Origin of the sequence: Pseudomonas nitroreducens NBRC 12694 (assembly GCF_002091755.1) — a bacterium.
In the GTDB taxonomy this organism is placed as follows: Bacteria; Pseudomonadota; Gammaproteobacteria; order Pseudomonadales; family Pseudomonadaceae; genus Pseudomonas; species Pseudomonas nitroreducens.
The window spans coordinates 182743-204668 of the sequence record NZ_BDAI01000008.1; the positions used below are offsets into that span (position 1 = coordinate 182743).

The following is a 21926-nucleotide window of genomic DNA, read 5'->3' on the forward strand; positions in this document are numbered from 1 at the left end:
ACCGCTGCACACGCCTTCGCCAGGAGGCGCTCATGAATACCCAAGCCACTATCGTCGAGCGCAAGGGCGCCGATGCCTTCGCCATCCAGGTCATGACCGGCCTGTGCATCATCTGGGGTCTCCAGGCGGTGATGGTGAAACTGGCTGCTCACGACATCGCGCCGATCATGCAGGCCTTCGGCCGCAACCTGGTGGCCGCCGTGGTGGTGGGGCTGCTGATGTGCTGGCGCGGCGGCTGGGAAGGCTTCCTGCGCCATGGCACCGTCAAGGGCGGTCTGCTGGCCGGCGTGCTGTTCGCCGCCGAGTTCTTCTTCATCGCCCAGGGGCTGGTCTATACGTCGGCCTCGCACATGGCGGTGTTCATCTATACGGCGCCGATCTTCTCGGCGTTGGCGCTGCACTTCCTGCTGCCCAGCGAGCGCCTGCGGCCCTTGCAGTGGCTGGGGATCGGTGTGTGCTTCGCGGGGATCGCGATGTGCTTCGGTGGTGGCTTCGACGTCGCCAACCTGGACGGCCGCATGCTGCTGGGCGATGCCTTTGGCGTGCTGGCGGGCTTTTCGTGGGGCATGACCACCGTCGCAGTGCGCACCACGCGGCTGTCCGAGGCCAAACCGATCCTCACACTGTTCTACCAACTGCTGATCGCCGCGCTGCTGTTGCCTTTCGCCGCACTGGCCCTGGGCAAGACCCAGGATGTCAGCTTCACCGCCATCGGCGTGGGCAGCGTGCTGTTCCAGGGGCTGGTGGTGTCGTTCTTCAGCTACTTCACCTGGTTCTGGCTGCTGCGCCGCTATCTGGCGTCGAACCTGGCGGTGTTTTCCTTCATGACGCCGATGTTCGGCATCGCCTTCGGCGTGCTGATCCTCGGCGAACCGCTGACCCTGAATTTCGTCGCGGGCGCCGCGCTGGTGCTGGCGGGGATTACCCTGGTGAGCAGCGAGCAGTGGATTCGCCGGATGCTTTCGCGCTGAGGGGGAACTGTCGCGCTCTTGATTCAGGTCAGGCGTCGCGGCGGGGTAAGACGATAGTCTTTGTTTCAAGGAGTGAGTGGCACGGGCGGAGAGTGGGACGCCGGGCTATTCTTCCTAGGGCGGCCCATGGTGGTAACGGGCCGCCCGACCTGAATTCGAACGAGGAGGCATTCCATGAAAGTCTGGCTGCAAAGCATTGCGTGGAAACTCGGTGTCACGCTCGGCCTGATCGAGCCTCCACGTCTGCAACCCATCCCCGTCCGCAGCGACGAGCAACGTCGCCTGATGGAGCAGCGCCGGCGCTACTGATCGCGCCCGCTACCGCAAAAGGAAAACCCGCCAGCCGGCGGGTTTTTTCTTGTCCGTCATTCGTGGGCCTTGAACCAGTCGTCGATCATCATTTTCAGCCTTTCCCCGGAGAAACTCGGGAAGTGCCCGCCATGCACGGTGCGCACCGGCAACTCGCGCAGGCGCGAAAGGCTGGCGGCGTAGTCGTCGAGATTGGAGTGGTAGGCGTCCTCGATCAGCGGGCCGTCGTAGATGATGTCGCCGGAGAACAGCGTCTGCGTCTTCTCCTCCCACAGGCTGATGCCGCCCGGTGAATGCCCCGGCGTATGCAGGACCTGCAGGGTACGGTCGCCCAGGTCGAGTACGTCGCCTTCGTCGATGGTGCGGGTGGCCGGCGCGGCTTTCACCCGGTATTCGGCGTAGCACAGCGGGCAGTCCGGGTGCGCGTCGAACATCTCGTCGTCGACGAAGGCGGTGGCCAGGGTGCGCTCGCCGTCGGGGCTGGCAAGGATATCGGCTTCGGCCGGGTGCACCAGGCGCTCGTCGAACTCGTGGTGGCCGGCGATATGGTCGAAGTGGGTGTGGCTGGCCACCGCCAGCAGCGGGCGCTCGGTGAGCCAGGGAAGCTGCTCGCGCAGGCTCACCAGGCCGGAGCCGCTGTCCACCAGTACGTCGCGGGCGCGGCCCTGGATATGCCACATGTTGCAGCGGTAGAAGGGGCGGACGTACGGCTCGTGGATCAGGCTGACGCCGTCGTAGCAGTGACGGACCTCGAACCAGCGGTCGCGGGTGACGATCTTCATGACTCGGATTCCGGGTGGAATGCGCGGCGCGCCAGCGCGCGGATCGCGGGTGGCTGTGCGTTCACCCTAACCTCTCCCGGAGGGAGAGGGCAGGGGTGGGGCGGGTTTGGACAACCCGCCCCGCTCAGCGGATGGATCAGGGTGCGAAGGGCGCCGCTTCCATCACTTCCACGATCAGCGGGCGATCGCTCGGGGCGTTGCGCAGCAGTTCCTGCAGGTGCGCGTGGTCGCGGGCGCGCTCGGCGGCGCAACCAAAGCCCTTGGCGATGGCGAGGAAGTCCGGGGTGTAGATGTCCACGCCCAGCGGGGTGATGTCGCGGCGTTCCATGTAGCGCTTGATCTCGCCGTAGCCGTGGTTGTTCCACAGCAGGACGATGATGCCCACCTTGGCTTCCACGGCGCTGGCCAGCTCGGTCATGGTGAACTGCAGGCCGCCGTCGCCCATCAGGCTGATCACCGGGCGGCCCGGCTCGCCGAGCTTGGCGCCGATGGCGGCCGGCAGGCCGTAGCCCAGGGTGCCGTAGCCGGTGGAGGCGTTGAACCAGCGGCGACCGCCGTCCAGTTCCACCAGGTGGTTGCCGCTGTAGACAGTCTGCGTCGAGTCGCCGACGAAGCGCGCATCGGGCAGTACCTCGAGGATCTTGCCGAACAGCTCGCGGTAGTGCGCCCAGCCGCTGAAGTCCTCGGCCAGTTGTGCGCGTACCTTGGCTGCGCGCTGGGCGCCGGGGCTGTTGGCGTCGGCCTGGCGGGCCGGCAGCAGGTCGAGCAGGGCGCGCATGGCGGTGCGGGCGTCGCTGTGGATGGCGATGCTCGGCGCGTAGTTGCGCATCAGCTGCTGCGGGTCGATGTCGATGCGGATCAGCTCGCCGCCGATCTTGAAGTTGCCGTCGAACACCACGTCGTAGTCGGTTTCGCCCAGCTCGGTGCCGATGGCCAGGACCACGTCCGCATCCCGCGCGAGTTCACGAACAGGAATCAGCGACTGGTTGCTGCCGATCAGCAGCGGGTGCTCGGGTTGCAGCAGGCCCTTGGCGTTGATGGTCTGCGCGGTCGGCGCGTCCAGCGCGATGGCTAGCGCGCGCGCTTCGGCCTGGGCCTCGACGCAACCGCCGCCGAGCAGCAGCAGCGGGTTCTTCGCCTTGGCCAGCTTGGCGGCGGCTTCGTGCAGCGGCGAGCGGGCCGGGGCAGGGCGGGCCAGTTGCACGCGCGGGCGCACCTGCATGTGGTCGGCCGGGGCGGTGATGATGTCCAGCGGCAGCTCGATATGCACCGGGCGCGGGCGCTCGCTGTCGAACACGGCGAAGGCGCGGGCCAGCACGGCCGGCAGTTCCTCGACGCTCATCAGCGTGTGGCTGAAGGCGCTGACGCCGGCGACCATGGCGCGCTGGTTCGGCAGCTCGTGCAGGTAGCCGTTGCCGTGGGCCAGGCGCGAGCGTTCGTTGACGCTGCTGATCACCAGTATGGGGATGGAGTCGGCGTAGGCCTGGCCCATGGCGGTGAGGATGTTGGTCATGCCCGGGCCGGTGATGATGAAGCACACGCCCGGCTTGCCGGTGACGCGCGCGTAGCCGTCGGACATGAAGCCGGCGCCCTGTTCGTGGCGCGGGGTGATGTGGCGGATGCCGCTGTGGGGCAGGCCGCGGTACAGCTCGACGGTGTGTACGCCGGGGATGCCGAAGACGGTATCGACGCCCCAGGCTTCGAGTTGCTTGACGAGGAATTCGCCGCAGGTGGTCATGGCAGTTCCTTGGAGTTCGTGGGTGAGGTGGTCGTTAATCATGCAAAAGGGCGCGGAGATCAGCTCGCCGCGCCCTTTTGCCTAGCGCAAGGTCTTGTCAGGCCGCGTCGGCGACAGCTGCCGGGCGGGGCGACAGCAGGCTGACGACGATGAAGCTGACCAGGCCGATGGCCAGGCTGTAGTAGATCGGGGTGTTGGCGTCGAAGCCATCCTTGAGCATGAACACCAGCGCGGTGACGAAGCCCAGGGCCATGCTGGTGATGGCGCCGGCGGTGGTGGCGCGCTTCCAGTAGATGGCGCCGATCAGCGGGATCAGCATGCCGCCGACCAGCAGGTTGTACGCCAGGGTCAGGGCGCTGAGCACGTCGTTCACCACCAGGGCGATGGCCAGGACCACGACACCGGTAACCAGGGTGCAGATGCGGTTCAGGCTCAGGCGGGTGGAGCGCTGGCCGGTGACGATCGGCAGCAGGTCCTCGGTGATGGTGGTGGAGGCGGCGAGCAGGCCGGCGCTGGCGGTGGACATCATGGCAGCCAGGGCAGCGGCGATCACCAGGCCACGGATGCCGTCCGGCAGGGCGGCGCTGACGATGGCGGCGAAGGCGTTGTTGACGTTGTCCAGGTCGGGCAGCAGCACCTTGGCGCACATGCCGATCAGCGCGCCGACCAGGCCGTAGATCACGCAGTACACGCCCGCGGCGGTGCCGGCGTACTTGGTGACCTTCTCGTCGCGGGCGGTGAACACGCGCTGCCAGATGTCCTGGCCGATCAGGATGCCGAAGAAGTAGATCAGGAAGTAGGTGATGATGGTGTCGTAGCCGATGGTGTGGAAGCTGAAGGCGGTCGCCGGCAGCTTCGCCACCAGTTCGTCCCAGCCGCCCACTCGGTACAGGCAGATCGGCAGCAGGATGAACATCAGGCCGACGGTCTTGATGATGAACTGCACGATGTCGGTCAGGGTCAGGGACCACATGCCACCGATGGTGGAGTAGATCACCACGACGCCGCCGCCCAGCAGCACGGACACCCAGAACGGCAGGCCGAACAGGACCTGCATGACGGTGCCGATGGCCAGGGTGGAGACCACGCCGATCATCAGCGCGTAGGCGAACATGATCACCGCCGAAGCCTGGCGGGCCATCGGGTTGTAGCGACGCTCCAGGACCTGGGTGACGGTGAAGATGCGCAGCTTGAGCAGCGGCTTGGCCAGGAACAGGTTCAGCGCGATGATGCCGGCGCCCAGAGCGGCGCACAGCCAGAAGCCGGAAATGCCGTGGACGTAGCCCAGACGCACGGTGCCCACGGTGGAGGCGCCGCCCAGGACGGTGGCGGCCATGGTGCCCATGTAGAACGACGGGCCGAGGTTGCGGCCGGCCACGAGGTAGTCTTCGTGGGTCTTGGCGCGGCGCATGCCGTACCAGCCCAGCCACAACATGCCAGCGGCATATATCAGTACGACGATCAGATCTAACGCCATGGTCGGCTCCTCACACTTGCATTGTCATTGTTGCCGCGCGCTTGTGGCGTGCGGTAGGGCATCGGACCGGCGGCGACCGGTCCGATGGGGGCTTTCAGGTAGAGCGCTTCGCGTCAGGCCGCGAAGCCTGGATCAGGCCGCCGGCTCGCTGATGCTGCGCACTGGTCGATCATGGCTGGCCACCCAGCGCGGGCCCTTGGGGCCATACACGCCAGCGGGTTCCGGGAAGGTCCGCAGCAGGGCCACGTAGAGCAGGGCGGCCATGCCGAGAGTGACCGGCAGGCTGATGTCGATGCCGCCGGCCAGGTTGCCGAGGGGGCCGACGAACTGGCCCGGCAGGTTGACGAAGCACAGGCCCAGGGCCGCACTCGGGATCCACGCGCCCATGCCGCGCCAGTTCCAGCCGTTGTGGAACCAGTAGGCGCCGCCTTCCTGGCCACGGGTGAACACCTGCAGGTCATCGGCATGGTAGAAGCCACGACGGATAATCAGGCCGAGGATCATGATCACCATCCAGGGGCTGGTGCAGGTGATGATCAGCACGGCGAAGGTGGACACGCTCTGTACCAGGTTCGCGGCGAAGCGACCGATGAAGATGAAGGCGATGGACAGCAGGCCGATCAGCAGGGTCGCCTGTACGCGGTTGAGCAGGCGCGGGAACACGCTGGACATGTCCAGGCCGGTGCCGTACAGCGAGGTGGTGCCGGTGGACATGCCGCCGATTACCGCGATCAGGCACACCGGCAGGAAGAACCAGCTCGGCGAAACGGCCAGCAGGCCGCCGACGTAGTTGTTCTGCGCGATGTAGTCCGGAGCGTTGACGGCAACGATGGTGGCGGTGGCCAGGCCGAACAGGAACGGGATCAGGGTGGCCAGCTGGGCGCAGATCACGGCCAGCATGATGCGCTTCTGCGAGGTCTGGCGCGGGATATAGCGCGCCCAGTCACCGAGGAAGGCGCCGAAGGACACCGGGTTGCTCATCGCCAGCAGGGCGGCGCCGATGAAGGCGGCCCAGAAACCTTCGCTGCCCATCTGCACGGTGCCAGCGTAGCCAGCGTCGAACGGGCCTGCGAAGGCGAACAGGCCGAGCAGGAACAGCAGGCTCGCGGCCCATACGGCGATCTTGTTGACCATCAGCATGAAGCGGAAGCCGTAGATGCAGACGATCAGCACCAGCACGGCGAACAGACCGTAGGCCAGGCCCAGGGTGAGGTCGGTTTCCGGCAGGTCGAACAGGCGCTTGGCGCCACCGATCAGCGCATCGCCCGAGCTCCACACGGAGAGGGAGAAGAACGCGACCGCAGTGAGCAGCGACAGGAACGAACCGACGATCCGCCCGTGTACGCCGAAGTGGGCGCCCGAGGAGACCGCGTTGTTGGTGCCGTTGAGCGGGCCGAACAGGCCCATCGGCGCGAGGATGAGCGAACCGACCAGCACGCCGAGCACGATGGCCCAGACGCCGGCCTGGAACGACAGGCCGAACAGTACCGGGAAGCTGCCCAGCACGGCGGTGGCGAAGGTGTTGGCGCCACCGAAGATCATGCGGAACAGGTCGGTGGGCGTGGCGTTGCGTTCGTGATCCGGGATCTGTTCGACCCCGAATGTCTCGATCGTTGTGATTGCGTGTGCGTTGTTCTTGTTATCCATGACTTCCTCCCGGGGAGCCCTGTCTTTATGGCGTCGGAGACGGTGACAGGTGCTCGTGTGTGGCCAGCCAGCGGCCCTGTTTCGGATCACGGCGGAAGACGATGGTCTCCCGTTCGTGGTTCAGGCTTTCCTCTCCCTGGATGCGCAGCCGCGTGGCGACGTCGTGGCAGAACACCGCCACGTCTTCGCTCTGCAGGCTCACAAAGGTGTTGCTCGAAAGGCAGTCAAGGACCTCGAAACCATCGTCACGCAGCCAGCCCTCCCACACGTCGCGATAAGCCGCGCGCGACAGCAGCGGCACCGGCCAGGTGTGGAAAATGAAGGAGGCGTCTTCGCTGAAGGCGGCGAAGTAGGCTTCGGTGTCGGTGCGCGCGAAGGCTGCCACGAGCTCGCGGGCAGCCTCCAGCACCTGTGCTACGCAGGCGTCGTTATTCATGTAGGTGCTCGTGCGCTCAGCGACGCTCTACGCCCGGGAGGATGCAGAGCATTTCGTAGAGCAGGTTGGCGCCGAGCAACGAGGTGTTGCCGGTGGTGTCGTACGGCGGGGAGACCTCGACCAGGTCGCAGCCGATGATGTCCAGGCCGTGGCAGCCACGGACGATTTCCATCGCCTGGATGGTGGTCAGGCCGCCGATTTCCGGGGTGCCGGTACCGGGCGCCCAGGCCGGGTCGATGCCGTCGATGTCGAAGGACAGGTACACCGGGCCGCCGCCGACCTTTTCGCGGACTTCGGCCATCAGCGGTTCCAGCGACTTGTGCCAGCACTCTTCGGCCTGCACCACGCGGAAGCCCTGCTTGCGGCTCCAGTTGAAGTCTTCGGCGGTGTAGCCCTGCGCGCGCAGGCCGATCTGCACCACGCGGTCGCAGTCCAGCAGGCCTTCTTCCACCGCGCGGCGGAAGGTGGTGCCGTGGGCGATCTTCTCGCCGAACATGTGGTCGTTCACATCGGCATGGGCGTCGATGTGGACCAGGCCGACCTTGCCGTGCTTCTTGTGGATGGCCCGCAGGATCGGCAGGGTGATGGTGTGGTCGCCGCCCAGGGTCAGCGGGAGGATGCCGTGGTCGAGGATCTTGTCGTACGCCTCTTCGATGATGCGTACGGCTTCCATCAGGTTGAAGGTGTTGATCGCCACGTCACCGATGTCGGCGATGTTCAGCGAGTCGAACGGCGCAGCGCCGGTGGCCATGTTGTACGGACGGATCATCACCGACTCGGCGCGGATTTCGCGCGGCCCGAAACGAGTGCCGGAGCGCAGGGAGGTGCCGATGTCCAGGGGTACGCCGACGAAGGCGGCATCGAGCTGGTTGAGCTCTTCGGGGGACTGGATATGCGGCAGGCGCATCATGGTGGCAATGCCGCCGAAACGCGGCATTTCGTTACCGCCCAGGGGCTGGTGAAGTTTCTTGTCCATGGGGAGGGCCTCAGGCTGATCGCTGTCTTCGTGGAAACAGGCTTGTTGATACTTAGGGCCGGATTCTCTCCACGCCGGGTAGTGGAAAAAATCGCTGGCTACAAATAATCACTTCAGAGTTTTCTAAACTAATAACAGTCGCTAGACTGCGCCACCTTGCCGCAGCAGACGGCTCGCCGGGCTTGTGGCCTGCGGTTCCTGAATAGATAGGTGGCTTGCTATCATCCGTTTTTCAGGTATAGAAACTACTGAACTAGAGCGGCCCGGCCGCGGTTTTGCGGAGTCTTCATGAGCGCGAGCGCATTGCCCGACGTCAAACTGCTGCGGATTTTCGCCTGCGTGGTGCGTAGCCAGGGCTTCGCCGCCGCCCAGCAGGAGTTGAACCTGTCGACCTCGGCGATCAGCACCTACATGAGCCAGTTGGAGAACCAGTTGGGCATCGTGCTCTGCCACCGTGGTCGCGGCGGCTTCGGCCTGACCAGCAAGGGCGAGCTGTTCCACCAGGAAACCCTGCGCATCCTCGGCGAGCTGGAAGGCTTCGAGCGCTATGCCGCGACCTTGAAAGGCGAGCTGCGCGGCACCCTGAACCTCGGCGTGCTGGATTCCACCGTGAGCGACCCGGCGCTGCCGCTGGCGGATGTGATCGGTTCCTTCAGCAGCCTGCACCCGGCGGTGCACCTGCATCTGCAGGTGCAGAGCCCCTACGAGTTGCAGCTGGCGGTGCTGGACAACCGCCTGGACCTGGCCATCGGCTCCTTCTTCAGCCGGATGAACGGCCTGGTCTACCAGCCTCTTTATAGAGAGCAGCACTGGCTGTACTGCAGCGACCGCCACCCGCTGTTCGACGGCCGGCGCATTCCCGCCGAGCTGATCACCCAGCAGCGCATGGTCGGCCGTGGCTACTGGAGCCAGGCGGAGCTGGCGCGGCACGGCTTCAAGCACAGCGCCGGCACCGTGGAGAGTATGGAGGCGCAGCTGATCCTGATTCTCTCCGGCGGCTATATCGGCTACCTGCCCGAACACTACGCCCACCCCTGGGTGGAGCAGGGCCGCCTGCGCGCGTTGCTGCCGGCGACCTTCGGCTACCAGGCACCGTTCTCGCTGATCCTGCGCCGCGGTCGTTCCCGCGAGCCGCTGATCCAGAACTTCCGCGACCTGCTGCGCACCCAGCCGAGCCAGTCATGAGCCGCGCCCGTTGCCCGCGCTGCGAGCGCCCGCTGGATCATTGCCTGTGTGCGCTGATTCCCCGTGTGGATAACCGCACCCGCGTCCTGTTGTTGCAGCATCCGAGCGAGGCCGGCCATGCGCTGAATACCGCGCGGCTGGCAGCCCTTGGGTTGATCAATGCCGAATTGATGGTCGGTGAGGATTTCAGCGGCCTGGACCTGTCCGCCTGGGATGCCTGGTTGCTGTTTCCCGGCGAGCCCGCCCTGGTGCTGGGCGAACTGGCTGCTCGGCCTGTGGATAAACCGCGCCTGCTGGTGGTGCCCGATGGCACCTGGCGCAAGGCGCGCAAGCTGCTGCACCTCAATCCGAACCTCGCCGCGCTGCCGCGCGTTGTGCTGCCGGAAGGTCTCACCTCGCGCTACCGCCTGCGCAAGGCGCCGGCCGAAGGGGCTCTGTCCACCATCGAAGCCGTGGTGCATGCCCTCGATGCGCTGGACGCACCGCAATCCCACGCCGACCTGCTGCGTCCGTTCGATGCGCTGATCGAAGGGCAGATTGCCGCCATGGGGGAGGAGACCTTCCGGCGCAACCACGGGACGCGCTGCTGATCCGCTCCTACGAGATACCTCTGCGCTTGGGCCATCCCTCACCCTAGCCCTCTCCCAAGGGGAGAGGGGACCGTTCGGTGCAGGATGAAACCTTCGCGTCAGTCGGCTCGGACTGCCCCCTCTCCCTGAGGAGCGGGGCGCGCAGCCAGGGTTAGGGTGAGGGGGAAGACGCAGAGACGGGCTATCCAGAGAAGACAGTTGCTCCTACAGGAGCAGGATCGCGGGGACGCGCGTATACTGCGCCCCTCATTCCCCTTCGCGAGGTGTTCGTCCGATGCGCCATTGATGCCGCCGTGGTTTCACGGCCCGTTTCCGTCCCAGGTTCCGTTCCTGGGGGTTACCCGGCATCCGATGGATTTGCGTATGACGAACCCTGTCTCCCTGGCGCTGCATGGCGTCACGTTTCAATTGCCCACGGGCGAACCGCTGTTTCGCGACCTCAACGAAACCTTCGACGAGCGCCGTACCGCGCTGGTCGGGCGCAATGGTGCGGGCAAGTCTGTGCTGGCGCGGATCATGGCGGGAGTCCTGGCGCCCAGCGCCGGGCGCTGCCTGGCCTCCGGGCTCGTGCATTACCTGCCCCAACACATCGAGCCGCAGGCGTTTCGCAGCGTGGCGGAGCTTGCCGGCGTGCAGCCATTGCTGGATGCGCTGGCGCGGGTCGAGGCCGGCGCCGTCGACCCCGCCGACTTCGAGTTGCTGGACGGGCGCTGGGACATCCGCGCGCAGCTGGAGGCGATGCTGTCGGCGGCAGGATTGGGGCATTTGACCGTCGATACGCCCGCTGTCCGCCTGAGCGGCGGCGAGTGCATGCGCGTGGCGCTGCTCGGCGCCTGGCTGAGCGAGGCGGAATGGCTGCTCCTCGACGAACCGAGCAACCACCTGGATCGCGCCGGCCGCGAGGCGCTGCGCGAGCAGCTTCAGCGCTGGCGCGGCGGCCTGATCCTGATCAGCCACGATCGCCTGCTGCTGGATGACATGCAGCGCATCGTCGAACTGTCTTCCGCCGGGCTGCGCAGTTACTCCGGTGGCTATGCCTTTTATCGGGAGACGCGCCAGCAGGAGCAGGACAATGCGCTGCGCGAACTGCAACGGCGCAAGCAGGAGCGGGACCGCCAGCAGCGCGCGATGCAGGAACAGCGCGAGCGCCAGGCGCACCGTCAGGCGAAGGGACGCAGGGATGCGCAGGAGGCCAACCAGGCGAAGATCCTGGTGGATCGGCAGAAGGAGCGCAGCCAGACCAGCATTGCGCGCCTGGCCACGCAGCATGGCGAACGCCGCGAACAGTTGGCGCACGACGTGCGGGACGCGTTCGGCCAACTGCGTGATGACGCCGCCGTCGCATTGAATGCGCCGGCGTGTGAGTTGCCCGAGCAGCGCGCGGTACTGCAACTGGCCGGGCTGCGCCTGCCTTTCGGCAATCCCGCTCCGCTGGACCTGCAACTGAACGGGCCGCGCCGCCTGGCGGTGACCGGGTGCAATGGCAGCGGCAAGTCGACCTTGCTCAAGGTGCTGGCCGGCATCGTCGAACCTGTCGCCGGGCTTTGCGATGTGAAGGTGCGCAGCGCCTACCTGGACCAGCATCTGGCGGCATTGTCGCCGGAGCGGTCGGTGCTGGAGCTGTTGCTGGAGCGCAACCGGGCTGTGGACAAGTCCGTGCTGCGCACACGCCTGGCGCAACTCGACCTGCCGGCCGCGCGGGTCGATCTGCCCAGTGCGCTGCTCAGCGGCGGCGAGCGCCTGAAGGCGGCGCTGGCTTGCGAGATCTACGCCGAGCAGCCGGCGCAGCTGCTGCTTCTGGACGAGCCGGAAAACCACCTCGACCTGCCATCCCGCGAGGCCCTGGAAGAGCTGTTGCGGCAATACCGGGGCGCCTTGCTGGTGGTATCCCACGATGAAGCGTTTCTTGCCAGGCTGGCGCTGGAGGGCCGCCTGGAGTGCGCGCGAGACGGCTGGCATTGGCGCGCAGGCTGAACCTTTACCGGTCGGCGCGAGGCAGTTAGGATCGGCGTCCCTCTCTTTCCGGCTGCCTCTGCCGTGACCCGCCCAGGCGTTGATTCGCGAAGCGGGCATTCATGCTGCCGACGCTCCAACGGCCGTCACCGCTCGTGGCGTGCTATCCCTTTGTGATCTGTTGAATCAGGATGAATTCATGCTCATTCGCCAACGCATCGCTGCGGACAACCCGCGGCTGCTCGATATCTGGCTGGGCGCCGTGCGCGCGACCCACGACTTCCTGCAACCCTCCGACATCGACGCGCTCCTGCCGCTGGTTCGCGATGTCTACCTGCCCGCCGTCGAGGTCTGGGTGGCGGTCGATGCCGACGACTGCCCTCAGGGCTTCATCGGCCTCAACGACAACCATGTGGAAATGCTTTTCATCGACCCGGATTGCCGGGGGCGGGGCCTTGGCCGCGCGCTGCTGGATTTCGTGCGCGAAACGCGCGGTACGCTGGATGTCGACGTCAATGAACAGAATCCTCAAGCGGTGGGGTTCTATCTGCACTACGGCTTCGTCCAGACCGGGCGCTCACCGCTGGATGGCGAAGGTCGGCCGTTCCCCTTGCTGCATATGAGCCTGCCGGCCAGTAGGTAAGCGCAGGCAGAACCTGTAGGCGTTCCCCTCGGTCCTACAAAAAGCCGGGGGTTACGCTGTGTGCTCGGTCTCGCTGCTGCCGAAGCGGATGCTTCGCGCGCCGAGCCTGAGCAGGCTGTCGGCGAACAGGTCGCTGGCCGTGCTACGGCAGTCCCAGGCGGCTTCCCAGTCTTCCTTGCGGCGCCAGTGCAGGCGGCCGACCAGGCGCTGCGGTTGGCCTTCGGCATGCAGCTCGCTGGCGAGGTAGCCGGGGCGCCGGTAGAACAGCTCCTGCAGATGCGCCAGGTAATCGCACAGGCGCGCGGCGATGTGCGGGCGTTGCTGGGGTGTCACGTCGATCTCGATCTGCAGCACGAAGTGCGGATTGTCCACGCAGGCCTGGGCGGTGATCGGGCTGGGTTGAGTCATGTTCCTGGGCTCCCTGTCTTGAACCGAATGCCAGGCGAGGGTAAAACCTCAACATAACTTGAGGTCAATAGCCCATGAAAGAATCTTCTTCCTGCTCCCTGCACCGCGACCTGAGTGTCGGCGAACTGGCCAAGCGCGCCGGCGTGGCCGTCTCGGCGCTGCACTTCTACGAGACCAGGGGGCTGATCAGCAGCACTCGCAACGCGGGCAACCAGCGCCGCTACTCGCGCGACACGTTGCGCCGGGTGGCGGTGATCAAGGTGGCGCAGCGGGTAGGGATTCCCCTGGGGGAGATCGCCGACGCACTGGGCTCGCTGCCGACCGGGCACAACCCGTCGGCAGCGGACTGGGCGCGATTGTCGGCGCGCTGGCGGGAGGACCTGAACGAGCGGATCGAGAAGTTATTGCTGCTGCGCGATCAACTCGACGGCTGCATCGGTTGTGGCTGTTTGTCGATGGAGGCCTGCCCGCTGCGCAATCCGGGGGACAAGTTGGCAGAGGAGGGGCCGGGGGCGCATTGGCGAGAGGGGGGCAGTGAGGCTGAAGAGCTGAAGAGCCCCTCTCCCTAACCCTCTCCCTGAAGGGAGAGGGGATTGTCCCGAGTGAGGGGAGTTTTTGAGCTGGCCGGACGCGGTTGTATGAATGAAGCGCCAGTGTAAAAGCTCGATCGTATAGCTCCCTCTCCCTTCAGGGAGAGGGCTGGGGAGAGGGCAAACCCCTGCTGCGAAGCCCGACCCAAAAACTCACCGCTCCCGCAGTGCCTCCCACCGCGCCTTCAACACCGGCTTCAAGATGTAATCCAGCACGCTCTTCTCGCCGGTGATGATGTCCACCGTCGCCACCATGCCGGGGATGATCAGCAGGGGCTTGGCGTCGGTGCCCAGGTGGTTCTTGTCGGTGCGCACCTGGATCAGGTAGAAGCTGTTGCCCTTGTCGTCGGTGATGGTGTCGGCGCTGATCATTTCCAGCTTGGCCTTGAGCCCGCCGTAGATGGTGTAGTCGTAGGCGGTGAACTTCACCGTGGCCGGCTGGCCGGGGTGGAGGAAGGCGATGTCCTGCGGGCGCACCCGCGCTTCCACCAGCAGGTTGTCCTCCAGCGGGACGATTTCCACCATGTCGTTGCCCGGCTGCACCACGCCGCCGATGGTGTTGACCTTGAGCTGCTTGACGATGCCGCGCAGGGGCGCGACCACCAGCGTGCGGTTGACCTTGTCGTCGATGGCGCGGCTGGTGGCGGTGAGCTTGTTGAGGTCGGTGCGAACGTCGTTGAGTTCCTTCAGCGCATCGCTGCGAAAGCCCAGCTTCGATTCCTCGACCTTGCGCTGGATCTCGTTCACCGCCGCCTCGGCGCGGGGGATGGCGAGGTTGGTGGCGTTGAGGTCGCCGCTGATCTCCACCGCGCTGCGGCGCAGGCGCAGCAGCTCGACGGGGGAGACCGCACCGGCCTTCACCAGCGGCTCGGACATGTTGATCTCCTGCTGCACCAGGCCGAGGCTGGAGCGGTATTGCTGGGTCTTGGCGCGGAACTCCTGCAATTCCTGGGTCTTCTGGCGCAGTTGTTCCTGAAGAATGTTCAGCTCGCTGTTCTGCCGCTGCATGCGGGTCTGGTAGAGCGCCATCTGGTCCTCCACGACCTGCGGCGCGGCTTTCTTCAGGTCGTCGGTGAAGTCCGGCGCACGCCCGTCCGCTTCCGCTTTCAGGCGCTCCACGCGGGCTTCCAGCGAGTTGCGGTCGGCCTCGGACTCGCCCTTGTTGGAGGAGAAGCGCGTGTCGTCCAGGCGCAGCAGCGGCTGGCCCTTGTTCACCACCTGGCCTTCGCGGACGAAGATTTCCGAGACGATGCCGCCCTCCAGGTTCTGGATGGTCTGCACCTTGGAGGAGGGGATGGCCTTGCCTTCGCCCTTGGTGACTTCCTCGATGTCGGCGAAGTACGCCCAGGTGATGGCCGCCACCAGCAGCCCAAGTGCTGCCCAGAGCGTGATGCGCGTGGCGTTGGGCGAGTCTTCCAGCAGGGTGCCTTGCACCTCGGGCATGAATTCGGTGTCGCGGGCGCCGTTGCCGCCCAGGTAGCCGCGGATCGATTGCGAAAAGTGCATGGCCATTACCCCGCTGCCGGGCCGACGTGGCCCTTGCGCAATGCTTCGATGACCGCGTCTTTCGGGCCGTCTGCGACGATGCGGCCACTGTCGAGCACCAGCAGGCGGTCGACCAGGCTGAGCATCGAGGTGCGGTGGGTGACCAGCAGCAGGGTCTTGTCGCGGCAGGCCTCGTGCAGGCGCTTGCGGAGGATCTCCTCGCTGCTGTTGTCCATGGCGCTGGTGGGCTCGTCGAGCAGCAGGATCGGCGGGTCGAGCAGCAGCGCGCGGGCCATCAGCACCGCCTGGCGCTGGCCGCCGGAGAGCAGCTGGCCGCGCTCGCCCACCGGCCGGTCGAAGCCGGCCGGGTGTTGCCGGGCCAGTTCGCTGACGCCGGTCAGTTCGGCCACTTCGAGCATCCGCGCGTCGCTGACGTAGCGCGCGCCCAGGGTCAGGTTGTCGCGCAGGCTGCCAGCCAGCAGCGGCAGGTCATGGGCGACGTAGCCGATCTGCTGGCGCAGGTCGGAGACGTCGAGCTGGCGCAGGTCCAGGCCGTCCAGCAGGATCTGTCCTTCGTCCGGGTGATAGAAGCCCATCAGCAGGCGGCCGAAGGTGCTCTTGCCCGAGCCGCTCTTGCCGATGATGCCGATCTTCTCGCCGGGGGCCAGGCGCAGGCTGACGTGGTTCAGCGCCGGGCTGGTCTGCTCCGGATAACTGAAGCTCAGTTGGCGGACCTCCAGTGCGCCGTGCAACTGGGTGCGCTCCAGCGGGCGCTGGCGGGCCTGGCGTTCCTGGGGCAGTTCCATCAGCGCGTCGGTGCTCTTCATGGTCAGGCGCGCCTGCTGGTAACGGGTGATCAGCCCGGCGATCTGCCCCAGCGGGGCGAGTACGCGGCTGTTGAGCATGTAGCTGGCGACCAGGGCGCCGACGCTGAGGTTGCCGTCGAGGATGCTGTAGACCCCGGCGCAGATCATCGCCATGCCGGCGAACTGTTGGAGGAACAGGGTGCCGTTGGTGGCCAGGGCGGAGAGGAAGCGCGCGTGGTTGTCCAGCCGTGCCAGCGCGCCATGGGTGGCTTCCCAGCGGTACTGGCGCTCGCTCTCGGCGCCGCAGGCCTTGAGGGTTTCCAGGCCGCCGAGGGTTTCGATCAGCAGCGCCTGGCGTTCGGCGCCCAGGGTCAGGCTCTTCTGCACCGTGTCGCGCAGGCGGCTCTGGATGATCAGGGCGAAGACGATGGTGAGCGGGAAGGCCAGCAGTGGGATCGCGATCAGCCAGCCGCCGAGCAGGCCGATGACCAGGATCATCAGGATCGAGAAGGGCAGGTCGATCAGGCTCGTGAGGGTCAGTGCGGTGAGGAATTCGCGCAGGCCCTGGAAGTCATGGATGCTCTGGGCGAAGCCGCCGATGGTCTCGGGCTTGGCCTTGAGCGACATGCCGGTGATGCGGTCGAACAGGGTGGCGGACAGCACCACGTCGGTCTTTTTGCCGGCCATGTCCAGCAGGTTGGAGCGCAGCACGCGCAGCAGCAGTTCGAACATCGTTCCCAGCAGCAGGCCGGCCGCCAGTACCCAGAGGGTCGAGATCGCCTGGTTGGGCACCACGCGGTCGTAGGTCTGCATGACGAACAGCGGCACCAGCATGCCCAGCAGGTTGATCAGCAGGCTGGCGACCAGGGCATCGGTATAAAGCCAGCGCGAGAGCCGCAGGGTGTCGCGGAACCAGGCTTCGACCCGCGGCACCAGCGGTTTGCGGGCGGCCTCCAGTTCGTGGCGCGGGCGGGCGAAGAGGGCCTGGCCACTGTACTGGGCGGCCAGTTCCTCGGCGCTCACGGCCTGCTCGCCGCCTTCGGTTTCGCAGGGCAGGATCAGTGCCTGGCCGTCGTCGCGCCATTGGCGCAACACCGCGCTGCGGCCGTCGTTGAGCAGCAGCAGCACCGGCAGGTTCAGGCTGGAAATGCTCTTCAGCTCGCGGCGCAGCAGTCGCCCCTGCAGCCCGGCACGCGCGGCGGCGCGCGGCAGCAGGCTGGCGGACAGGCGCTGGTTGGGCAGCGGCAGTCCGGCGGCGAGGCTGTTGCGACTCACCGCGCAACCGTGCAGGCGGCAGAGAATCAGCAGTCCGTCGAGCAGGGGATCGTCATGGCTCAGGCGCGGATCGCCCGGCGCGGGTGCGCTGCGCTCCTGGATGATCATGGTCACGCTACTTCCTCCCGGGCCGGGCCAGCCCACGCCAGCAGCAGCCGGCGAGCACTTGCAGGTGCTCGCCGGCCCTCGCCGGACGCCGGGTTTTCCGTGCCCCGTCGTATCGCTTCACGGCCGCCTCCCCAAGGCTGGGCAGCGTGGGGGAGGCGGCGAATGTGTGCGACTTTCTTATTTCAGGTCAGGCAGGCGTGCCTCGTTCTTCACGTCCGACAGCGCCACCGACTCGTGGGGCGCTACCACATGCTGGGAGCGCAGCAGCGAACCCATGCTGCCCAGCACGCGGTACATCGAGTACTCCTCGGTGTAGCGCACTTCGGTGTAGCGACGGTTGGCGGTGAACAGTTCGTTCTCGCTGTCCAGCAGGTCGAGCAGGGTGCGCTGGCCGAGAGTGAACTGTTGCTGGTACGCCTCGCGCACCTTGCGGGTGTAGTCGGCGTATTCACGGGCCGGCTGGGTCTGCTTGCGCGAGTTTTCCATCGCGTCCCAGGCCAGCGAGAGGTTCTCGTTGAGCAGCCGCAGCGCGTTGTTGCGGATGTCCTGGGCCTCGCCGATCTGGTGCGAGGTGGCATTCAGGTGAGCCTTGTCGCGCATCCCGTTGAACAGGTTGTAGCGCATCACTACCTGGGCTTCCCAGCTGTTGTAGTGGCCTTCGTCGCCGTCGACGTTATTGTTGGCCGCCTTGGCCAGCTCCGCGTCGAAGCGCGGATAGAAGGGCGCCTTGGCCGCCTCGTACTGGGATTCGGCGGCATTGACGTCGGCCTGCGCCGATTTCAGCAGCGGGTTGTCGCTGAGCATGTTTTGGCGGGCGCTCAGCAGGTCCGGCGGCACTTCGGCCTTGATCGTGGTGGGCATTTCCAGCTGGTCGGGCATCTTGCCGGTGGCGCTGTAGAAATTCGCCTCGGCGTCGGCCAGGTTCACTTCCTCGGTGTAGAGGTTGTTCTGCGCCAGGGCCAGACGCGCGATGGCCTGGTCGTTGTCCGCGGTACTGCCGACGCCTCGCTCGCTGCGCAGGCGAATCTGATCGCCGATGCGTTCGTGGGCCTGCAGGTTGTTCTTCGCCAGGGTCACCATTTCGCGACGCTTGAGCACTTCGAGGTAGACCTCGACGGTGCGCAGGGCGGCGGTCTCGGAGGTGCCGAGGATGCGGAAGGCCTTGGAGTTGACGTTGGATTCGTTGCGCTTGACCTCGTTGGGCGTGCCGAAACCGTCGAACAGCATTTGCCGCAGACGGATTTCCGCATCACCACGGGTCAGGGTTTCATCGTTGTGATTGCCCGCCGCGCGAGTGGTCGGGCTGTCGGTGTTCTCCCGGCCGTATCCGGCCACGAGATCGACGGTTGGCAGATAGCCTCCCCTTGCAAACTTGAGTTCTTCATCCGCAGTCAGGCGACTGTTCACGCTCTGACTGATTTCCGGGTGGTACTGCAGCGTGCTTTGTATAGCTTCAGTCAGGGTCATTGCCTGCCCATGGGCCCCTGACACCGCCAAAAATACACCGCTCCATAGTGCCGCGTTACGACTGCGCATGGCTTTGCTCCTGGTGTTCTGTACTTCGATGCTCTTGAATCGCCAATTTATTGGCTTTTTTCTCTTATCAAGCGTTTCACGCCTGTAACATCAGAGCTAAGAACAACTTTTCGAAAACCTCAGAAGAATTTTTCACATGGGTTATTCGGAAAAAATCTTATGAGTCATGTGAAAAACCGCACATTGTTTGAACGTGCAAGCCCTCGTATTTCCTGGGTATGGGCGGGAAAGGCGCTTGCAAACGAAGCCAGGTACGGTTTGTAGCAGTTAGGGCGGGGACCACCGCAGAAGGACAATAAAACGCGTGGCCAGCATGACAGAAAATTGTCGCTGGCTTTTTGATACGCAAACGCTACCAGTCCTTTTCGCACCCTTCGCAGCTTTCGTAGCGGCATCCGGATACAAGCGTGCCATGGCCTGTTCAGGTTACTTGCGTGTCGGTGGAACCGGCCGCGGACAGTGCAGTGGAGGAAGGACTCATGGCTACTTTGATGGGTGTCGTCAGCAAGGTAATCGGCGAAGTGTTTGCGGTAGCCGCCGATGGATCGCGTCGTCCTTTGGAACAGGGAGACAAGGTTTTCGTAGGCGAGCAGCTGGTCACCGGCGCCAATGGCGCGGTGGCATTGAAAGTCGCTGGCGGCGGCGAGATCACCCTGGGCCGCGACAGCGCCTTGCCGCTGACCTCGCAGATGCTCGCTGCTGCGCACCAGGCGCAGAACGGTGACGAGCAGGTAGCACAACAGCCTGCGCCGCCGAGCGCGAAAGACACCGCCGACGTCAAGGCCCTGCAGGCCGCCATCGCCGCGGGCGCCGACCCGACCCAGCAGGCCGAAGCCACTGCCGCAGGTCCCCAGGCGGGCAACGCCGCCAATGGCAAACCCGGTGGCGGGCACTCCTTCGTCCTGCTGACCGAAGTCGGCGGGCATATCGACCCGACCATCGGCTTCCCCACCGGGCCGATCGGCTCCGGGCCACTGCCCCTGCGCGAGTTCGACGGCGTTCCGCAGCCGCGAGCCGAGGCCGTTACGCCGCCCGAGGTCCTGCCGCCGGATGGCCAGCCGAGCGCTGGCCCCAACGGCCCTGGTACCGCCAACGTATTCGAGGCCGGCCTGCCCGGCGGGATTCCCGATGGTGCAGGCGAAGGCGCGACCTTCACCGGCAGCCTCGGCTACAACTTCGGCAGCGATGGCGTCGGCAGCTTCTCGTGGGGCACTGCAGGGCTGCCCAGCCTGACCTCAGGCGGTGTCGCCATCACCTACAGCGTCAGCCCCGACGGCCATGTACTGACCGGTAGCGCCAATGGCACTCCGGTGTTCACCGTGACCCTCACCGATATCAATACCGGCGCCTTCGAAGTGAACTTGCTGCAGCCGGTGGATCATCCGGTGAAGGGCAGCGAAGACACCCTGACCTTCGATATTCCCTACACCATCACCGATGGCAACGGCACCCCGGCCAATGGAACCCTGACCGTGGGCATCGTCGACGATGCACCGCAGGCCGGCCTGTCCGCCGACAATGGCGTGGAGGTGCTGCTGCAGACCCACGACGCCAACACCGCTGGTGCGGCCTTCGACACGTCCACCGCCGACTACAGCTCGGCCTTCCAGGTGACCGCCAACTATGGCGGCGACGGCGCCGGCAGCACCCAACTGACCTACAGCCTGAACCTGGTCGGCGGCAACGGCGCCAACTCGGGCCTGACCAGCGGCGGCGCCACTATCTACCTGTACAGCGTCGGCGGCGCCATCGTCGCCTCCACCTCCGCCAGCGCCGCCGGCATTACCGGCGAGAACACCGTGTTCTCGCTGTCGGTGAATGGCAGCGGCGTGGTTACCCTGACGCAGTACAGTGCCATCGACCATGCCCTGCCGGGCAGTGAAAGCGGTTATGCCAGCCAGACCGCAGTGCTCGATTCCGGCCTGGTGCAACTGCAGGGCAACCTGACGGTCACCGACCGCGACGGCGACAGCGTTTCCTCCAGCAGCTCCATCGACCTCGGCGGCCGGGTGAGCTTCACCGATGACGGCCCGAACGTCGCCGTGGGCAATACCGAAGGCCTGCATCTGACCGTGGACGAGACCAACCTCGGCCAGGACGCCACCAGCAGCGTGGCGGTGGGTGATCTGTTCAACGCCCAGTTCGGCGCTGACGGCGCCGGCACCATCACCTACAGGATCGGTACGACCGACAATACCGACAGCGGGCTGAAAGACACCGCCACCGGCGACAAGATCTTCCTGTTCAACACCGCCAACGGCGTCGAAGGACGTGTGGGCGGTGCCGACGGGGCGGTCGCCTTCCGAGTGACCCTGGGTAGCGACGGCAAGATCACCCTCGACCAGGTGCGTGCGCTGGTGCACCCGGACGCTGCCGATGCCAACGACCCGCTGAGCCTGGGCGCCGGCAAGATCAGCCTGTCTGCCACCGTGACCGACGCCGACGGCGACCATCAGAGCGCCAGTCTCGATCTGGGCAGCAAGCTCACCTTCCTCGACGATGGCCCGCGCATCGCGCCGGTGGAAGGTGGCGATATCCACCTCACCGTGGACGAGACCCAACTCGGGCAGGCCGCCACCAGCAACTCCGTCGCCGACCTGTTCAACGGCCAGTTCGGTGCGGACGGCGCCGGCTCCATCAGCTACAAGCTCGAAGCCGCGGACAACACCGATAGCGGCCTGAAAGACACCGCCACCGGTGAGCGGATCTTCCTCTACAACACCGCCAATGGTGTGGAAGGGCGCCTTGAAGGCACCAGCACCGTGGCCTTCCGCGTCACCATCGACGGTGACGGCAAGGTTACCCTGGAGCAACTGCGGGCCCTGGCCCATCCCGATGCCAGCGATCCCAACGATGCGCTGACCCTGGCCGGCAAGATCGCCCTGACCGCCACCATCACCGACAAGGATGGCGACAGCGCCACCGCGCAGATCGACCTGGGGGGCAAGCTGACCTTCCTCGACGACGGCCCGAGCATCACCCCGTGCCAGGACGCCGATATCAAGCTCACT

At 65.9% G+C, this 21926-nt stretch carries 18 protein-coding genes; 8 read left to right on the forward strand and 10 right to left on the reverse strand.

Translation table 11 applies throughout. The features are described from left to right. Positions 1 to 32: 32 nt before the first annotated feature. Positions 33 to 971: a DMT family transporter gene (locus tag PNI01S_RS20370; RefSeq protein ID WP_037007310.1), complete on the forward strand. Its 939-nt coding sequence runs from the start codon at positions 33 to 35 to the stop codon at positions 969 to 971. Positions 972 to 1145: 174 nt separating this feature from the next. Then, positions 1146 to 1280 carry a PA1414 family protein gene (locus tag PNI01S_RS28660; RefSeq protein ID WP_255302825.1) on the forward strand — a complete coding sequence of 45 codons (135 nt, stop codon included), beginning with the start codon at positions 1146 to 1148 and terminating at the stop codon, positions 1278 to 1280. A gap of 56 nt (positions 1281 to 1336) precedes the next feature. Here PNI01S_RS28660 and PNI01S_RS20375 read toward each other — a convergent pair whose 3' ends face one another. The 6 genes from PNI01S_RS20375 to speB all read right to left on the reverse strand — a co-directional run bounded on the left by PNI01S_RS20375 (position 1337) and on the right by speB (position 8336). Next, a complete protein-coding gene (locus PNI01S_RS20375) occupies positions 1337 to 2062 on the reverse strand; it encodes an MBL fold metallo-hydrolase (protein WP_084358895.1) in 726 nt (241 codons plus the stop codon). A 136-nt stretch (positions 2063 to 2198) separates the two neighbouring features. After that, positions 2199 to 3800, reverse strand: a complete 1602-nt coding sequence (locus PNI01S_RS20380; protein ID WP_084358896.1) for a 5-guanidino-2-oxopentanoate decarboxylase — start codon at positions 3798 to 3800, stop codon at positions 2199 to 2201. A gap of 97 nt (positions 3801 to 3897) precedes the next feature. Continuing rightward, the gene (locus tag PNI01S_RS20385; RefSeq protein ID WP_024765263.1) at positions 3898 to 5277 is read right to left on the reverse strand and encodes a sodium:solute symporter family protein; all 1380 of its coding nucleotides are present in this window, start codon (positions 5275 to 5277) and stop codon (positions 3898 to 3900) included. Between the two features lie 132 nt (positions 5278 to 5409). Beyond that, positions 5410 to 6924: a purine-cytosine permease family protein gene (locus PNI01S_RS20390; RefSeq protein WP_024765262.1), complete on the reverse strand. Its 1515-nt coding sequence runs from the start codon at positions 6922 to 6924 to the stop codon at positions 5410 to 5412. A 25-nt stretch (positions 6925 to 6949) separates the two neighbouring features. Further along, positions 6950 to 7360 carry a YybH family protein gene (locus PNI01S_RS20395; RefSeq protein WP_084358897.1) on the reverse strand — a complete coding sequence of 137 codons (411 nt, stop codon included), beginning with the start codon at positions 7358 to 7360 and terminating at the stop codon, positions 6950 to 6952. 16 nt (positions 7361 to 7376) lie between these two features. Continuing rightward, on the reverse strand, positions 7377 to 8336 hold the full coding sequence (speB, locus tag PNI01S_RS20400) for an agmatinase (RefSeq protein ID WP_024765260.1): 960 nt from the start codon (positions 8334 to 8336) through the stop codon (positions 7377 to 7379). A gap of 288 nt (positions 8337 to 8624) precedes the next feature. Between speB and PNI01S_RS20405 the strand changes: the two genes are divergently transcribed. The 4 genes from PNI01S_RS20405 to PNI01S_RS20420 all read left to right on the forward strand — a co-directional run bounded on the left by PNI01S_RS20405 (position 8625) and on the right by PNI01S_RS20420 (position 12707). After that, positions 8625 to 9521: a LysR family transcriptional regulator gene (locus PNI01S_RS20405; protein ID WP_024765259.1), complete on the forward strand. Its 897-nt coding sequence runs from the start codon at positions 8625 to 8627 to the stop codon at positions 9519 to 9521. Continuing rightward, entirely contained in the window at positions 9518 to 10111 is a 594-nt protein-coding gene (locus tag PNI01S_RS20410) for a tRNA-uridine aminocarboxypropyltransferase (RefSeq protein WP_024765258.1), read from the forward strand. Before PNI01S_RS20405 ends, PNI01S_RS20410 begins: the two co-directional genes overlap by 4 nt. A gap of 363 nt (positions 10112 to 10474) precedes the next feature. Further along, positions 10475 to 12085, forward strand: a complete 1611-nt coding sequence (locus tag PNI01S_RS20415; protein ID WP_024765257.1) for an ABC-F family ATP-binding cassette domain-containing protein — start codon at positions 10475 to 10477, stop codon at positions 12083 to 12085. A gap of 178 nt (positions 12086 to 12263) precedes the next feature. After that, the gene (locus PNI01S_RS20420; protein ID WP_084358898.1) at positions 12264 to 12707 is read left to right on the forward strand and encodes an acetyltransferase; all 444 of its coding nucleotides are present in this window, start codon (positions 12264 to 12266) and stop codon (positions 12705 to 12707) included. A 51-nt stretch (positions 12708 to 12758) separates the two neighbouring features. On the opposite strand, the gene PNI01S_RS20425 is transcribed toward PNI01S_RS20420, so the two are convergent. After that, on the reverse strand, positions 12759 to 13115 hold the full coding sequence (locus tag PNI01S_RS20425; RefSeq protein ID WP_024765255.1) for a hypothetical protein: 357 nt from the start codon (positions 13113 to 13115) through the stop codon (positions 12759 to 12761). Positions 13116 to 13189: 74 nt separating this feature from the next. Between PNI01S_RS20425 and soxR the strand changes: the two genes are divergently transcribed. Then, positions 13190 to 13684 (forward strand): redox-sensitive transcriptional activator SoxR, encoded by a 495-nt coding sequence (gene soxR / locus PNI01S_RS20430; RefSeq protein WP_084358899.1) that lies wholly within the window; start codon positions 13190 to 13192, stop codon positions 13682 to 13684. Between the two features lie 174 nt (positions 13685 to 13858). Here soxR and PNI01S_RS20435 read toward each other — a convergent pair whose 3' ends face one another. The 3 genes from PNI01S_RS20435 to PNI01S_RS20445 all read right to left on the reverse strand — a co-directional run bounded on the left by PNI01S_RS20435 (position 13859) and on the right by PNI01S_RS20445 (position 18846). Then, positions 13859 to 15211, reverse strand: coding sequence for an HlyD family type I secretion periplasmic adaptor subunit (locus PNI01S_RS20435; RefSeq protein WP_024765253.1), 1353 nt, complete (start codon positions 15209 to 15211; stop codon positions 13859 to 13861). 5 nt (positions 15212 to 15216) lie between these two features. Next, positions 15217 to 17379 (reverse strand): type I secretion system permease/ATPase, encoded by a 2163-nt coding sequence (locus tag PNI01S_RS20440; RefSeq protein WP_084358900.1) that lies wholly within the window; start codon positions 17377 to 17379, stop codon positions 15217 to 15219. A 177-nt stretch (positions 17380 to 17556) separates the two neighbouring features. Beyond that, positions 17557 to 18846: a TolC family outer membrane protein gene (locus PNI01S_RS20445; RefSeq protein WP_376784723.1), complete on the reverse strand. Its 1290-nt coding sequence runs from the start codon at positions 18844 to 18846 to the stop codon at positions 17557 to 17559. Positions 18847 to 19394: 548 nt separating this feature from the next. Here PNI01S_RS20445 and PNI01S_RS20450 point away from each other — a divergent pair. Continuing rightward, positions 19395 to 21926: retention module-containing protein (locus tag PNI01S_RS20450; RefSeq protein WP_143514261.1), on the forward strand; the 2532-nt coding region annotated here is incomplete at its 3' end.

Bases quoted from the DNA above. Each gene is read 5' to 3' on its own strand.
- PNI01S_RS20370 (WP_037007310.1), top strand. From the start codon at position 33: ATGAATACCCAAGCCACTATCGTCGAGCGCAAGGGCGCCGATGCCTTC.
- PNI01S_RS28660 (WP_255302825.1), top strand. From the start codon at position 1,146: ATGAAAGTCTGGCTGCAAAGCATTGCGTGGAAACTCGGTGTCACGCTC.
- PNI01S_RS20375 (WP_084358895.1), bottom strand. From the start codon at position 2,062: ATGAAGATCGTCACCCGCGACCGCTGGTTCGAGGTCCGTCACTGCTAC.
- PNI01S_RS20380 (WP_084358896.1), bottom strand. From the start codon at position 3,800: ATGACCACCTGCGGCGAATTCCTCGTCAAGCAACTCGAAGCCTGGGGC.
- PNI01S_RS20385 (WP_024765263.1), bottom strand. From the start codon at position 5,277: ATGGCGTTAGATCTGATCGTCGTACTGATATATGCCGCTGGCATGTTG.
- PNI01S_RS20390 (WP_024765262.1), bottom strand. From the start codon at position 6,924: ATGGATAACAAGAACAACGCACACGCAATCACAACGATCGAGACATTC.
- PNI01S_RS20395 (WP_084358897.1), bottom strand. From the start codon at position 7,360: ATGAATAACGACGCCTGCGTAGCACAGGTGCTGGAGGCTGCCCGCGAG.
- speB (WP_024765260.1), bottom strand. From the start codon at position 8,336: ATGGACAAGAAACTTCACCAGCCCCTGGGCGGTAACGAAATGCCGCGT.
- PNI01S_RS20405 (WP_024765259.1), top strand. From the start codon at position 8,625: ATGAGCGCGAGCGCATTGCCCGACGTCAAACTGCTGCGGATTTTCGCC.
- PNI01S_RS20410 (WP_024765258.1), top strand. From the start codon at position 9,518: ATGAGCCGCGCCCGTTGCCCGCGCTGCGAGCGCCCGCTGGATCATTGC.
- PNI01S_RS20415 (WP_024765257.1), top strand. From the start codon at position 10,475: ATGACGAACCCTGTCTCCCTGGCGCTGCATGGCGTCACGTTTCAATTG.
- PNI01S_RS20420 (WP_084358898.1), top strand. From the start codon at position 12,264: ATGCTCATTCGCCAACGCATCGCTGCGGACAACCCGCGGCTGCTCGAT.
- PNI01S_RS20425 (WP_024765255.1), bottom strand. From the start codon at position 13,115: ATGACTCAACCCAGCCCGATCACCGCCCAGGCCTGCGTGGACAATCCG.
- soxR (WP_084358899.1), top strand. From the start codon at position 13,190: ATGAAAGAATCTTCTTCCTGCTCCCTGCACCGCGACCTGAGTGTCGGC.
- PNI01S_RS20435 (WP_024765253.1), bottom strand. From the start codon at position 15,211: ATGCACTTTTCGCAATCGATCCGCGGCTACCTGGGCGGCAACGGCGCC.
- PNI01S_RS20440 (WP_084358900.1), bottom strand. From the start codon at position 17,379: ATGATCATCCAGGAGCGCAGCGCACCCGCGCCGGGCGATCCGCGCCTG.
- PNI01S_RS20445 (WP_376784723.1), bottom strand. From the start codon at position 18,846: ATGACCCTGACTGAAGCTATACAAAGCACGCTGCAGTACCACCCGGAA.